This window comes from Rhodoferax ferrireducens (assembly GCF_049302455.1).
GTDB lineage: Bacteria > Pseudomonadota > Gammaproteobacteria > Burkholderiales > Burkholderiaceae_C > Rhodoferax > Rhodoferax ferrireducens_B.
In genome coordinates, this window is the sequence record NZ_JBAQMD010000052.1 from 18865 (window position 1) to 32289 (window position 13425).

At 59.2% G+C, this 13425-nt stretch carries 13 protein-coding genes; all 13 read right to left on the minus strand.

The window, feature by feature from the left end; genetic code table 11:
- Positions 1 to 163: 163 nt before the first annotated feature.
- The 13 genes from uppS to WA157_RS09205 all read right to left on the minus strand — a co-directional run bounded on the left by uppS (position 164) and on the right by WA157_RS09205 (position 13261).
- Positions 164 to 892: a polyprenyl diphosphate synthase gene (gene uppS, locus WA157_RS09145; RefSeq protein WP_422620639.1), complete on the minus strand. Its 729-nt coding sequence runs from the start codon at positions 890 to 892 to the stop codon at positions 164 to 166.
- A gap of 97 nt (positions 893 to 989) precedes the next feature.
- A complete protein-coding gene (gene tolA / locus WA157_RS09150) occupies positions 990 to 1943 on the minus strand; it encodes a cell envelope integrity protein TolA (protein WP_422620640.1) in 954 nt (317 codons plus the stop codon).
- Between the two features lie 9 nt (positions 1944 to 1952).
- Positions 1953 to 2372 (minus strand): ExbD/TolR family protein, encoded by a 420-nt coding sequence (locus WA157_RS09155; RefSeq protein ID WP_422620641.1) that lies wholly within the window; start codon positions 2370 to 2372, stop codon positions 1953 to 1955.
- 13 nt (positions 2373 to 2385) lie between these two features.
- Positions 2386 to 3078 carry a protein TolQ gene (gene tolQ / locus WA157_RS09160; RefSeq protein WP_011463462.1) on the minus strand — a complete coding sequence of 231 codons (693 nt, stop codon included), beginning with the start codon at positions 3076 to 3078 and terminating at the stop codon, positions 2386 to 2388.
- A complete protein-coding gene (locus tag WA157_RS09165; protein ID WP_422620642.1) occupies positions 3075 to 4268 on the minus strand; it encodes a pyridoxal phosphate-dependent aminotransferase in 1194 nt (397 codons plus the stop codon). The genes tolQ and WA157_RS09165 overlap by 4 nt, the downstream gene beginning before the upstream one ends.
- Positions 4265 to 4798: a transcription antitermination factor NusB gene (nusB, locus tag WA157_RS09170; RefSeq protein WP_422620643.1), complete on the minus strand. Its 534-nt coding sequence runs from the start codon at positions 4796 to 4798 to the stop codon at positions 4265 to 4267. The genes WA157_RS09165 and nusB overlap by 4 nt, the downstream gene beginning before the upstream one ends.
- Positions 4798 to 5274, minus strand: coding sequence for a 6,7-dimethyl-8-ribityllumazine synthase (gene ribH / locus WA157_RS09175; protein ID WP_422620644.1), 477 nt, complete (start codon positions 5272 to 5274; stop codon positions 4798 to 4800). The genes nusB and ribH overlap by 1 nt, the downstream gene beginning before the upstream one ends.
- Positions 5267 to 6391, minus strand: coding sequence for a bifunctional 3,4-dihydroxy-2-butanone-4-phosphate synthase/GTP cyclohydrolase II (gene ribBA / locus WA157_RS09180; RefSeq protein WP_422620645.1), 1125 nt, complete (start codon positions 6389 to 6391; stop codon positions 5267 to 5269). The genes ribH and ribBA overlap by 8 nt, the downstream gene beginning before the upstream one ends.
- A gap of 56 nt (positions 6392 to 6447) precedes the next feature.
- Positions 6448 to 7092 (minus strand): riboflavin synthase, encoded by a 645-nt coding sequence (locus WA157_RS09185; protein ID WP_422620646.1) that lies wholly within the window; start codon positions 7090 to 7092, stop codon positions 6448 to 6450.
- A gap of 213 nt (positions 7093 to 7305) precedes the next feature.
- A complete protein-coding gene (gene ribD, locus WA157_RS09190) occupies positions 7306 to 8415 on the minus strand; it encodes a bifunctional diaminohydroxyphosphoribosylaminopyrimidine deaminase/5-amino-6-(5-phosphoribosylamino)uracil reductase RibD (protein WP_422620707.1) in 1110 nt (369 codons plus the stop codon).
- A gap of 61 nt (positions 8416 to 8476) precedes the next feature.
- Positions 8477 to 9046 carry a GspH/FimT family pseudopilin gene (locus WA157_RS09195; protein ID WP_422620647.1) on the minus strand — a complete coding sequence of 190 codons (570 nt, stop codon included), beginning with the start codon at positions 9044 to 9046 and terminating at the stop codon, positions 8477 to 8479.
- Between the two features lie 10 nt (positions 9047 to 9056).
- A complete protein-coding gene (locus WA157_RS09200; RefSeq protein ID WP_422620648.1) occupies positions 9057 to 9542 on the minus strand; it encodes a type IV pilin protein in 486 nt (161 codons plus the stop codon).
- Positions 9543 to 9556: 14 nt separating this feature from the next.
- Positions 9557 to 13261 carry a pilus assembly protein gene (locus tag WA157_RS09205; protein WP_422620649.1) on the minus strand — a complete coding sequence of 1235 codons (3705 nt, stop codon included), beginning with the start codon at positions 13259 to 13261 and terminating at the stop codon, positions 9557 to 9559.
- Between the last annotated feature and the right edge of the window lie 164 nt (positions 13262 to 13425).

Consider the following 13425-nt stretch of genomic DNA (forward strand, 5'->3'; position numbering starts at 1 on the left):
CAGAGAACAAACTAGCAACGATCAAGACGCAGATCGCGGTTTTGGGTGATTTAAAGGCGTTCTTGTGCGAGCTAATAGCTAATTCATGTAACGTCATTGACTGGATTCTCTGGAAGGTGTTGGCTAGTTGACTCAGCCGCTCGAAGCGGGGCAGTGTAGCTGATTAAGTTTTGGTGCTACCGCCAAAGCGGCGCTCGCGGGTGCCGTACCAGGTGAGGGCGCGGTCAAGTTCGTCGGGGGTGAAGCTGGGCCACAACGCGTCGGTGAAAAAGAGCTCGGTGTAGGCCAGTTGCCACAGCATGAAGTTGCTGATGCGCGACTCGCCGCCGGTGCGAATGAGTAAATCAGGGTCGGGCGCATAGGACAGACCGAGGTGCGCGCTCAGGGCGGCTTCATCGATCTCATTGACAGACTCGCCAGGGTGCGCTGTTTGCCACGACTTGACGGCTTCGACCATGTCCCAGCGGCCGCCGTAGTTAGCGGCGATGGTGAGGGTGATGGTGTCGTTGTGGGCGGTTTTTTCTTGCGCTTGAAGGATCAGCTCTTGAATGCGCGCACTAAAGCCCGAGACGTCGCCCACGATCTTCAGCCGCACGCCTTTGGCGCTCATGTTCCTGACTTCTTTTTGCAGGTAGAGCGTCATCAAGCCCATCAGGCTGGAGACTTCGTCCTGCGGGCGACGCCAGTTTTCGGTGCTGAAGGCAAACAGGGTGAGGTAGCGCACGCCACGTTCGGCGCAGGCCTGCCCGATTCTGCGCACCTGGCGGGCGCCATTGGCATGGCCCAGCGCCACGGGTAAACCGTGCTGCTTGGCCCAACGCCGATTGCCATCCATGATGATGGCAATATGTTGCGGTACGGGACTGGTGGCTGATGATGGTTCGATTGACACTAAGCAAGGCCCTGTTGCTGAGGGCGGCGCAATGGGCCGCTCCCTTGACAAGTTTTAACTGATTTTTAGGTTTTGTAAGTGTACTTGACGCTTTGTTTCAGTCTTTTGGGGTGAAGCTGATGGTCAAGGGGCTGATGACGCGGCCGTCCACATCACGCGGCAGTACCTCGGTCTTGTCGATGGCGCGCAGGACGGCTTCATCCCATGATTTGACGCCGCTGGATTTGGTGAGCTTGCGGCTGATGATGGTGCCGTCCGGTGAGGTACGAACTTCAACTTCCGCGGCGGGGTTGCCGCCGATGTCGTCGGCGAACACGATGTTGGGTTTGATGCGGGCGCGAATGCGGCCGGCATAGCTGGTGGACGGGCCGCTGGATTGCAGTTGCGTGCCCCTGGCCGTGGGCCCGCCGCTGGCGCCTGCCAGGCCGGTCATGCGTTCGATATTGGCTTTGCGCTGGGCCGCCAGTTTTTTGGCGTCCTCTTGCGCCTGGAGGGTTTCCTTGCGCTGGGCCTCTTGGGCGGCTTTCTTCTTGTCTTCAGCGGCTTTTTTGTCGCTTTCGCGTTTGTCTTGCAAGCGCTTTTTCTCAAGCTGCAGCTTTTCTTGCTTCAGTTCTTCCAGCTTCAGTTGGTCAAGGCGCTGCTTTTCCAGGCGCTGTTTGTCCAGTGCTTGCTGCTTTTTGAGTTCCAGTTCCTTCTTTTCCCGCAATTTCTCGCGCTCAAGGGCGATGTTGGGGTCGGGCGGGCTGGGTTGAACCTGCGGCACCGGAGGGGGCGGAGTCGGGGGTGCAGGCGTGACGACCGGTGTTTTCGGTGTGACTGGTGTGGCTGTGGGTTCTATAGGCACTTCGACCAGCTTCGGCGCCGCTGCTTGCGGCACGGCCGACCACAACTCAGCCTCGGCGGTCACGCTGATGGCGTCGCGCTTCCAGTGCACGCCCCAGGTCAGGGCGACCAGCAAAAACGCGTGCGCCAGCACAGCCAAGGCCAGTGAGTGCAGCAGGCCCGGCGTGGGCGGTGGCGCAAACTCAAGACGATCAGTGGCCGCGTGCACGCCTCTACCTCAGTTGGCTAGTTGCACGGACAAGCCCACGCGCTGCACACCGGCGCGTTGCAGGGTGTCCATGACCTTGACGACTGATTCGTATTTGATGCTTTTGTCGGCGCTGATGACCACAGCCGAATTGGTGACCCCGCTTTGCGCTTGTTTGACTGCGCTGGCAAGGTCTTTCAACCCCAACGGGCTGGATTTTTCTTGCACTTTCATTTGCAGTGTTTCGTCTTTGCCGATGATGATTTGAATCACCTGGTCGGGCTGACGGGCGGCTTTGCCGACGCTGGGCAGGTCGATCACGCTGGGCGTGATCAGCGGCGCGGTGACCATGAAGATGATCAGCAGCACCAGCATCACGTCGATGAAGGGCACCATGTTGATTTCGCTGATGGTGCGCCGACCGCGCCCGCGACTGATGACTGAGGCCATGCTGGGGTTCCTTTCAGTGGCCGGATGCCGACTGGGCGCTGACGTTGCGCTGCAGGATGTTGGAGAACTCTTCAATGAAGGTCTCCAGCCGGATCGCGATGCGGTCAATGTCGTGGGCAAAGCGGTTGTAGGCCACCACGGCGGGAATGGCGGCAAACAGGCCAATGGCAGTGGCCACCAGTGCCTCGGCAATGCCCGGGGCCACGGTGGCGAGGGTCACCGTTTGCATGGATGCCAGCCCGGTGAAGGCGTGCATGATGCCCCAGACGGTGCCAAACAAGCCGAGATAGGGCGACACGGAGCCGACCGAGGCCAGGAACGAGAGGTTGGCCTCCACCACATCGAGCTCGCGCTGGTAGCTCGCGCGCATGGCGCGGCGGGCGCCGTCCATCAGGGTGCTGGCGTCGGTGATGTGACGCTCGCGCAGTTTTTGGTATTCACGCATGCCGCTGGCAAAAATGCGCTCTAACGGGCCGGAGTCGCGGGCGTTTTGGGCGGCGGCAGAGAACAGATCATTAAGGCTGGTGCCAGACCAGAACTCGCGCTCGAAGGTATCGTTGAGCAATTTCACCCGTTTCAGGGCAAACAGCTTGCGAAAAATAGCGGCCCAGCTGGCCATGGAGACCACCACCAGCAGCAGCATCACCAGTTGCACAACGACGCTGGCATTGAGCACCAGGCGCAGGATCGACAGGTCTTGGTTCATTTCAGGGGTTCCAGATAGGCTTTTAATCGTTGGATGGCTTCATGCAGCTGCGCCATTGAACTGGCCGTAGAAAAGCGGATGAAATTGTGGGCGTCAGCCGTACCAAAGTCGCGCCCCGGTGTGACGGCGACATGGGCCTGCTGCATGAGGTCAAACGACAAGTCCCAGCTGTCTTTGAGGCCCTTGGCCCGACAGGCGGCAGAGCAGTCGGCCCAGGCGTAAAAGGCGCCATCGGGCATGACCGGCACGGTGAGCCCGAGGGCGTTGAGCTCCGGTATGAAGTAATCACGCCGGGCCTTGAACTCGGCGCGGCGGCGCTCGTACTCAAGCAGACTGCTTGACTCAAAGCAGGCCAGGGCGGCGTATTGGGAGATGGTGCTGGGGCAGATGAACAGGTTTTGCGCCAGACGCTCAATCACCGGCACCAGCGCCTGCGGCACCACCAGCCAGCCCAGCCGCCAGCCGGTCATGTTGAAGTATTTGCTGAAACTGTTGATGCTGATGATGTTGTCATCGAGCGCCAGCGCCGTTTGCCCATACTGCGCGTCAAAGCTCAGGCCGAGGTAGATCTCATCGACCAGCGTGATGCCGCCCTTGTTGCTCACCACCTGGTGAATGCGGCGCAGTTCATCAGGCGCAATGGAGGTGCCGGTGGGGTTGGAAGGCGAGGCCAGCAAAACGCCATGGGTTTTTGGCCCCCAGGCGGCTTGCACCTTGTCGGCGCTGAGCTGAAAGCGCTCGGCCTTTGTTGCGGGGAGCAGCACGGCGCTGCCGTCGGCGGCGGACACAAAGTGCCGGTTGCAGGGGTAGCTGGGGTCGGGCATGAGGATCTCGTCACCCGATTCGATCAGGGCCAGGCAGGCCAGTTGCAAGGCCGCCGAGGCGCCGGCGGTGATCACAATGCGGCTGGCTGGCACCTGGACATTGAAGCGGCTGAGATACCAGTCGCTGATGCGCTCGCGCAACGGCCCCAAGCCGGTGGCCTGCGTGTAGTGCGTCAAGCCGTCGCGCACGCACCGGCAAGCCGCTTCTTGCACCAAAGGGGGCGCGGTAAAGTCGGGCTCGCCAATGTTCAGAAAGATCATGGGTGAGGCGCTGTGCGCGAGGTCGAAGGCCAGTGCTGACGCCGCTTTGGCGACCTCCATCACATAAAAGGGCTCGATGCGCTGCGCGCGATCAGAGATTCTCATGCGCGGGTTTTTCCCCGGTCGGCATTCACTTCGGCCGCACGCAGGCTTGGCGCCAGGCTGTTGAGCACGGCGTTGACGTACTTGTGCCCGTCGGTACCGCCAAATTCCTTGGCCAGTTCAACGCATTCATTGAGCACGACGCGCCACGGCACGTCCAGACAGTGCTGGAGCTCATAGGCGCCAATCCACATGATGCTGTGTTCAATTGGCGAAATCTCGGCAAACTTGCGGTCCAGCAGCGGCAACAGCAGCGCGTCCAACGCCGCTGCCTGCGCGGTGCAGCCTTGCAGCAGCGTATCGAAGTGCAGCGCGTCGGCTTTGGAAAACCCGGCCAGGTCGCGGGTGAACGCGTCGATGTCGCTCACCGTGTTTTTGCCGACCAGGCTCTGGTACAGCGCCTGCAGGGCAAATTCGCGGGCGCGCGAACGGTCCGACTTGCTGCCGGCCTTGCGTGCGCCGGTACTGGTCAGGCCGGTGCGGGGCTGGCGGGGCGGGCGGCTTCCCGTGGGTTTGGTGGGCTGCTCAGTCATTAGATGTTGTCACTTAGTAGATTGGCCATTTCGACGGCAACGCGGGCGGCGTCGCGCCCTTTGGTGGTTTGGCGGGCAATGGCCTGCGCCAGATTTTCGGTCGTCAGGATGGCATTGGCGATGGGTAATTGGTAATCAAGTGCAACCCGGCTCACACCGGCGCCGGATTCATTGGCGACCAACTCAAAATGATAGGTTTCGCCGCGAATGATGCAGCCCACGGCCACCAGCGCGTCGTATTCCAGTTTCTCGGCCAGCGCCAACAAGGCCACCGGCACCTCCAGGGCGCCGGGCACTTGAACCAGGTCAATGTGCTTCTCAGCGACGCCCAGCGCCAGCAGCTCGGCCTTGCAGGCCTGCGCCAGGGTGTTGGTAATGGGTTCGTTGAAACGCGCTTGAACAATGCCAATGCGCAATTTTTTGCCGTTCAAGCGGCTGTCACTGGCGGCCAGTGTTCCTTGGTTCGCGTCAAGCATTTGTTTTTCCAAGATATCCAACAATCTCCAGGCCATAGCCGGTCATGCTGGGCATGCGGCGCGGGTTGCCCATGAGCTGCATTTTGTGCACGCCGCATTCGCGCAGAATCTGGGCGCCGATGCCGTAGCTGCGCAAGTCCATGCGGCCGCGCTCCGGGCCATGGCTGGCGCGGGCGGTGCCGTCAAACTGGGCCATCAATTGCTTGGCGCTTTCGCCGCAATTGAGCAGCACCACCACGCCACTGCCCTCCGAGGCGATGCGGGCCAGGGCGGCATCGAGACTCCAGGAGTGCATGGCGCGACCGACCTCCAGCGCGTCCAGCACCGACAGCGGTTCATGCACGCGGACCAACACCGTGTCGTCTGCGGCCCACTGACCTTTGACCAGCGCCAGATGGACGGCGTGGGCCGTCTTGTCTTTGAAAGCGTGAAGGGTGAACTCGCCAAAAGCGGTGTTGATCGGTCGGGAACCCAATTTTTCGACCAGCGACTCGACCCGGCTGCGGTGCGCGATCAGGTCAGCGATGGTGCCAATCTTGAGGCCATGCTCGGCGGCAAACAGTTGCAGGTCGGGCAGGCGGGCCATGGTGCCATCGTCTTTCATGATCTCGCAGATCACGGCGGCGGGGGTGCAGCCTGCCATGTCGGCCAGGTCGCAGCCGGCTTCAGTGTGGCCGGCGCGCATCAAAACGCCGCCTTCAACGGCTTGCAGGGGAAAGATATGGCCGGGTTGCACCAGGTCGTCGGGGTGAGAATTTTTGGCCACCGCCGCCTGCACGGTGCGGGCGCGGTCGGCAGCCGAAATGCCCGTGGTGACGCCTTCAGCGGCTTCAATCGATACCGTAAAGGCGGTGCCTTTTTTGTCGCCATTGCGCGCTGTCATGGGCGGCAGTTGCAGGCGATCACAGAGGCCGCGGGTGAGGGTCAGGCAAATCAGTCCGCGGCCAAATCGGGCCATGAAGTTGATGGCCTCAGCGCTGACGTGGTCAGCGGCCAGCACCAGGTCGCCTTCGTTTTCGCGGTCTTCTTCATCGACCAGAATCACCATGCGGCCAGCGCGCATGTCGGCCACGATGTCTTCAACCGGGGAAATGGTTACAGGGATGGGGGCGGTCATGCGGCGGTCTTTCATGGATGGCTAAATGTGAGGGTAGGAGCTGGGTGGCTGACGCGTTAAGGCGCAGCCAGATTGGTCTGCTGCGGGTCCGCGTTGAGCATGCGTTCAACATAGCGCGCGATCAAATCAATCTCAAGGTTGACCAGGGAGCCGGTTTGCAGCGTATTAAGCGCCGTATTCTGAACCGTGTGCGGTATCAGGTTAATGTTCATCTCGCAGCCGTCTTCAATATCCTGGACGTGGTTGACGGTGAGGCTGACGCCGTTGACCGTGATCGACCCTTTGTAGGCGAGGTATTTGGCCAGCGCTTTGGGGGCCAAAACCCGCAACTGCCAACTTTCACCCACCTGGGAAAAATGCGTCACGGTCCCGATGCCATCAACATGGCCCGACACCATGTGACCACCCAGGCGGTCGTTGGCACGCAGGGCTTTCTCCAGGTTGATGGTGCCCATCGCGTTCAGTCCGGCGGTCTTGTCGAGTGACTCGGCTGAAATGTCGACGCAGAACTGCTGCCCCGCAACATCCAACGCGGTCACCGTCATGCAGGCGCCATTGAGCGCGATACTGTCGCCCAAACCGACATCGTCGAGGAAAGCGGGCGGGCATTCGATGGTGAGGCGCTTGCCGTGGCTTGAAGAGCTGCCGAGGGCGTGAACGGCGGCGATGCGCCCCACGCCGGTGATGATTCCAGTAAACATAGGCGTATTTTCGCAGGGAAAGAGTTGTATTTCTGAAAGGGCTTCTGTCATTTACGGTGGGTTTGCGGTGGCTGTGCTGCCTTAGTCGTCATGGCGACCGCAGCGCGGCAATCCATGCCAAACCCAATGGTTTAAGCCTTTTAGGGCTCTAGCCCCCGTCGTATCTGACTATATAGCTATATAATTGATAGCTAAAAGGGTTCTGTCGGCGATTCAAAACGTTTCGCGGCCGGGCGCTCTGGCAAGCATACGCAGGTCATCACCGACGGGCTCGATGCTGTGAAAGCGCAGCTTCACCGCATCTTTGAGCTGCGTGATGGGGCCAAAGTTGGCCATGCCACTGCCAAGCCCAATCAGCATGGGTGCGAGGTAGACCAAATATTCATCCACCAAACCTTCCCGAATGAAAGAGCCAGTGAGCTTGTGGCCAGCCTCCACGTGCAACTCATTGATTTCACGCGCCGCCAAGTCACGCAGCATGGCGGCGAGGTCTACCTTGTTCCGCGTTGCGGGTTCGCGTCCGGGTGCGTAAATGACTGTGGCGCCACGCGCTTCCAACGCTGCTTTTTTAGCTTCGTTTTGGACGGCAGCGTAGAGGTAGATGACGCGTCCCGGCGTAAAAAGTGCGGCATCCAGTGGCGTCTCAAGGCGGCTGTCCACGATCACCAGATGAGGCTGGCGTGGCGTGTCGACCAGCCGCACGTCCAAGCGCGGGTTGTCCGTGAGTACGGTGCCGATGCCGGTAAGTACGGCGCAGGCGCGGGCGCGCCAGGCATGACCGTCCCTGCGCGCAGCCTCCGATGTAATCCACTGGCTGGCGCCATTTTCCAGAGCAGACTTGCCATCCAGCGAGGCCGCCATCTTCAGGCGCACCCAGGGTGTCCTGCGGATCATCCGGCTGAAAAAGCCGATGTTGAGTTCACGCGACGCAATCGCCAGCGGGTCGTCGGTAGGCAGCACTTCGACCTCCACCCCCGCTGCGCGCAGGCGCTCGAAGCCTTGGCCTGAGACCAGCGGATTGGGGTCGGCGATGGAAGCCACTACTTTTTTGATGCCTGCTGCAATGAGCGCATCGCAGCATGGGCCGGTGCGGCCGTGGTGGGAGCAGGGCTCCAGGGTGACGTAGGCGGTGGCGCCTGCAACCGAATTACCCCGAGCCTGAGCATCGCGCAGGGCAACGATTTCAGCGTGCGGACCGCCAGTGCGCTGGGTGTGGCCTTGCCCAAGCGTGTTTTCGCGGCAATCCGTCATGACGCAGCCTACCCTCGGATTGGGTGGGGCAACGAGCAATGCCGCGCAGGCCAGGTTGAGCGCGTCGCGCATGGGTTGCGGCAGGCTTGTTGTCACGTCAGGAAGGAGGAAGAGTTTGAAATGAAAGACTGAATTAGTCGCAACCTGTTGAATCGGTTTTGCAGGACCGCACGCGGCCAGCAGGGTTAATGATGATCGAACTTTTACGCGATATGTTGCTCATCACAATCGTACCGCCGCCAAAGGCATTTGTTACTTTCAATCGCGGGTAACCACTGCCGTTGAACATCAGATAACCATCTGCAAGGCTGCCGGTTGAAGTATTGATGGTGACATCTGAACTCAAGGCTTCATGGCGCAGTATCACTTCTTCTGTGGCTGCGTCATACGCTTCATTCCAGTTGGCATCGGCATACACCATCCAGCCTGAACTCCAGCCTGTCCCCGTATTGTTGGGCACCATATAGGTGTTAAGCCCCAGCTTCATGGCATTGGCTCGTGCGGCATTGGCGGCGGCAATGAAATTACTGACGGCATCTGATAGCTGTGCATTTCGCTGGAACTCTACAAAACTTGGTACGGCTACCAGCATCAAGACGGTCGCAATGGCTATGGTTACCAGCAGTTCAATCAGGGTAAAGCCGATCTGACGGCCTGACGGATCCGCCTGCAGGCGCTGTTTCGATCGGTGGTTGAACGGCATGGCAGGGCCTTTACTTCCAGCAGCGGTCAATATTGGTACCCGTGCAGGTTCTCCTGCCCTGGGTGTCGATCGCCATTGAATCTACCTGTGGGTCGGAAAAAACTCCCGCTTGAGGCACAGCAAACACTTCGATGCAATCCTTTAGGGTCGGGGTGTCACTACCTACTTTTTGACACTCTTGGGCACCGAGTAGATGACTGCTTTGGGCTGATGTGCCGTCGGACGAGGAGTACGTTTTGAACGCCGTACCCGTCTCGCCTGCGTCGAAGGTGACATAGGTATTCATCTGGGTCAAGTAACGCTCCTGTTGTTGCAACAGGTTCATGAGCGCCGCCCGCGCTTCAGCCCGCTTGCCTTTGCGTACTGAGTCGGTATAGGCCGGGTAAGCCAGGGCTGCCAATATGCCAATGATCGCAACGGTGATCATGAGCTCAATCAGGGTAAAGCCTGATTGGGTGCGGTGTCGAACGGAAGGTGATTGATAGATGGAGCGCATGACGACCCCCTGGGTTAGTTATTCTTATTTTCCCGGTAGTTGTTGATCTGGCGCCAGCTCAGTCGTCCTACCTGGTCGTTGTAGGTGAGTCCAGTGGCAGCCACCTTAAGACCCTTGGATCCCTGTGTAATGATAGCCACGTTGCGGGTTGCTGTTCGCTGACCACTGGTGTCACTCATGGTAAGCCCCGTGCTGCCGACTTCTAAAACCAGGGGTGCGGCCAATATGCCAACCTGCGACAACTCGGACATCCCGTTACCCGTGAGTGAGTTCACAGCATAGAACCGACCCCCGCCCTCGCCGCATGAGCCCTTTGTGGGGAAAAGGGAACCAAAAAACAGCTGACCAAAATCGGCGGTTATGTCGCTGATCTGGCGCTCGCCAATGCTCTTGTCAAAATCCACATACCAACCCATTCTCAATGCGGGGTCGGCTGTTGTGGGCTTTCCATAGACAAAACTTGGGATCGTGACGGTGCCAGAGGTCGAAACACTGCCTTGCTGCAAGACCGAGCGTCCGGTAATGGCTTGCGTGTTGTCTAGCAGCGTATAAAACGAAGCGCCCACAGTCATCGGCACGGTGGTGTCCGGTATCTCCAGGTATTTGCCGGTACCAAAGGACACCAGTTTGCTGTCGAAAAAAGCATTGATGACAACGGGCTCGCCGGTGATGGGCTGCAGTTCCTCGTTGCTGTCTTTGGCGACGAAAAATGCAGTGCTGGTTCCGGTTTTGGCGTTGAATGCCGTCAAGTTGGCGCTGGCGTCGGTAGTCAAGCTGCCGGTGCCCAGCAGCGTGAAGTCAAGCTTCCAGACGTTGCCCTGCATATCCCCAGCATACAGACTATCTACCGCGCCAGTCTGGAAGTTCTTCACCGTGGTCAACCCTAACAGGCCTTTGGCGATAGCGGTGCTGCCTTGGGGAAGCTCAATGCGCCAGAAGTTGGTGCCCTCGGTCCAAGGCTGCTCGGTCGGATAAGCGCTCGGCTTTCTGGACAGGTCGATGATGAAGATCGAAGGGTTGCCGGTGGCATGCGCGTAACCGTCTGCCGCGTAGTTGTTGATACCACTGGCGACCACTGCATACCATTTGTAGCCGACGGGGGTAACGCCATAGTTGGTGGTACGAAGCTTGACGATCTGTGGGGCGCCCAGCACATTGCCCATCGCCACATGGTCACGGTCCGTAAACTCCCAGAGCACATTGTCTTTGGTGAAAGTTGCTGGATTGGTCACATCCAGGGCATACAGCCCCTGGCCACCGCCGCCAACACCAGAGACCAGAACACTGCGCCACTGATCGCCGATATAAGCCTCTGATACCGCGGGTGTTGCATCGTTGATGCTGGTGTGGCTGTAGTCCTGATCGGGCAGTTGGTTGAGTTTGCCCGCAACGAATCCGGGGATGTAAGCGAATGCCTCGGCGCCAGTGCTGTCGTAGAAGGCGTGCAGCATGCCGTCGTTTGCGTTGGCAAAAATAACGGGTGAACGACTTTTGTTAGCCGCGTAGAAAGTGTTGTAGTCGGTCCCTGTGATGCTACCCGATGGCTTGCCCATGTACACCAGGCCGCTGTTGACGATATCGCCCATGACGATGTCACGCGGCCGGAATGGGCCCAGTGGTGTGGAGGGCTTGATTTCCTTGCTCCGGTCGCCACGCAGGTAATCGAGCCGGTCCGAGCCCAGCGTGTCAACGACTGGGGCAGGGACGCCATAAGGACTGATATTGAGGGCGTCCTTGTGGGCCTGGGCCAGATTAGCCCATTTGAAGGGGGTAGGCAAGACCGTAGCCTGCAGTCCAATTGGCGCGCCAATGACGATGTTTCTGGCAGCGCCGTGGTCGATCAGGGTCGCAGCGGTCAGGACCTGGCCCGCCTCCCAAGTGGGGGTGCCGCCGATGACCAGACCAGTGCCTGCCGTATCCAGCGTGAGTGGGAACTTGATCAGACGCCCACTCCAGAAGTTGGCAACCGGATTAAACCGGGCCTGGAACACGGCCTCTGCCTGGCCTGCGGTAAGACGCTGAGTCGAAATGGCGCCGCCGGCAATACTGCCGGTTTCTTCCACGACACGTGCGAACACCTCGGCCAGGGAGTCCAGGAACTTCGCCGCGTCGCTGACCAGAAAATAGTTCTTGGCTTCTCCGTCCGTGCCCTGCCAAAGCACGTTGGTGCCGCCCGTATAAGGGTTACCGGTGTTGCCGGCCGCGCTGTCGTCAAAGCCACCATACTTGGCACCGAGGTACAGCTGCCGCGTCCGGCGGAAATCCACGTTGTCGCTTTCACGTCTCTCGTTGACATCGATGGCATAAGTTTTGATCCGTCCTTTGGGCAAATCGGTACGAAAGCTCTGGGTATTGGCCCAGTAGGCCAAGCCGGCCATGTGGTAGGAGCCCCCGCTGTCACCCTGCTTGGTCAGGTCGTCTTTGTTCGTTCCAGCGCCAGTCACTCGGGTGCTAGCGTCGCTTAGCCAACTGTATGTGGTGTTGGAGGCAAGGTTGGTTGCCGTTTGCGGGTTCCCTTGGCTGTCGGTGTAGCTGGCCGAGCCCCCGCTTTCGAAGCTGCCGACCACGTTGGTCCAAAATGGGACATCAAGAGCAGGTGAGGTTTCTGCAGCACGGACAAAATCGTCATAGTTAGTAAAGCCGTTGCCTGGAACGGACCTGTCACTGTGCGTGAAAACGTCCGCAATGGTCAGAATGCTGTTTCTCAAACAACCTTTGCCGGTGTCCGTGGTATCCGTGAAGCCTGCGAACGGGTCTGTCCAGGTTTTGTAAACCGGGAAGTTTTCTTGAAGCGCTTTGGAAGACGTTGAACCGCTCACGTTTGTTATGGCTTGGGCTGTGGGCTGCTTGCCCTGCAGATAACGAATTGCCTCGTAATACAGCTCGCTGAGCGGATCATGATCTTTGTAAACACCGATGCTGTCAGGGTTGAGTGTGCCGAACTTGTTGATGTACATGATGGCGCCGCTCTTGGGGTAACCCTGATCACCATACGTTGAATCGCCACTTTGGGGGTTGTCGATGAACACACCTGTTGTGGCATCCCATTCCGCGCGGGCATTCGCGGCAGTCAATAGATTGAAGTTGACGTCGTAGTTTTTGGGCCCCAGGTATTTGAGCGGCGCACGCAGCACCCCACCGTAGCGTGACAGATTGTCGTCTTGAAGGTAACCCAAAACAGAGACCCTCAGGTTGTCAGCATTCATCTGAAATTGCCCCACCGGCTTGTACTTGCCGCTTGGGTAGCGATAGCACAGGCCCGACCATTTCTTGGTATCCGGGTCGTAGTTCATCAGGCGGTGGGGCGCACTGTCCGGGTCGCACACCCTGTTCCTGATTTCGTAGTAGTTCTGGCCCGCCGTTGATCCAATCAGGTGCGGGTGGCTTTTGCTATCGGCCGATGTCCCAAACGGAGCGTCGCAAGTGCTGCTGGCGATGGTGTCTTGCGCATCCGCGAAGTAGACTCGATTCTTGCAGTTGTAAATCCATAAACCCGAAGCACCAATCTTGTTGTAGAGCGACGTCTCGACCAGACTTGCCGCAGCCGCCTGTGAAACCCACTTTTCGCTGAAATAGGCGGGACTCTTGTAAAACGAGTTAGGCAGCCAAGCGCGCTCGACAATGGTCTCGGCATTCCCGGTGGCGTTATCTGTGACGCGATTGCCGCCGGTCAGCCCGTAGCGCATGATGTCTATGGCCGAAGATGTCGCCCAGTTCATGAAGTTACCGCTGAATCCACCGCCCCCGCAGCTGCCGCTGGCGTTGGGCGCGTTGTGCCAGTCAAAATAGTTGCCCCCAGGCACTTGGCCGTAACAGCTCTTGGGGTCAAAATAGCCCACATACTCCTTGGTTATGTCAAAAGTGTCCCGGTAGGTTTGCCCCA

What these genes read in the sequence shown, in the direction of transcription:
- WA157_RS09155 (WP_422620641.1), bottom strand. Translation starts at nt 2,372, where the DNA reads ATGGCCTCAGTCATCAGTCGCGGGCGCGGTCGGCGCACCATCAGCGAA.
- tolQ (WP_011463462.1), bottom strand. Translation starts at nt 3,078, where the DNA reads ATGAACCAAGACCTGTCGATCCTGCGCCTGGTGCTCAATGCCAGCGTC.
- WA157_RS09165 (WP_422620642.1), bottom strand. Translation starts at nt 4,268, where the DNA reads ATGAGAATCTCTGATCGCGCGCAGCGCATCGAGCCCTTTTATGTGATG.
- nusB (WP_422620643.1), bottom strand. Translation starts at nt 4,798, where the DNA reads ATGACTGAGCAGCCCACCAAACCCACGGGAAGCCGCCCGCCCCGCCAG.
- ribH (WP_422620644.1), bottom strand. Translation starts at nt 5,274, where the DNA reads ATGCTTGACGCGAACCAAGGAACACTGGCCGCCAGTGACAGCCGCTTG.
- ribBA (WP_422620645.1), bottom strand. Translation starts at nt 6,391, where the DNA reads ATGACCGCCCCCATCCCTGTAACCATTTCCCCGGTTGAAGACATCGTG.
- WA157_RS09185 (WP_422620646.1), bottom strand. Translation starts at nt 7,092, where the DNA reads ATGTTTACTGGAATCATCACCGGCGTGGGGCGCATCGCCGCCGTTCAC.
- ribD (WP_422620707.1), bottom strand. Translation starts at nt 8,415, where the DNA reads ATGCGCGACGCGCTCAACCTGGCCTGCGCGGCATTGCTCGTTGCCCCA.
- WA157_RS09195 (WP_422620647.1), bottom strand. Translation starts at nt 9,046, where the DNA reads ATGCCGTTCAACCACCGATCGAAACAGCGCCTGCAGGCGGATCCGTCA.
- WA157_RS09200 (WP_422620648.1), bottom strand. Translation starts at nt 9,542, where the DNA reads ATGCGCTCCATCTATCAATCACCTTCCGTTCGACACCGCACCCAATCA.
- WA157_RS09205 (WP_422620649.1), bottom strand. Translation starts at nt 13,261, where the DNA reads ATGAACTGGGCGACATCTTCGGCCATAGACATCATGCGCTACGGGCTG.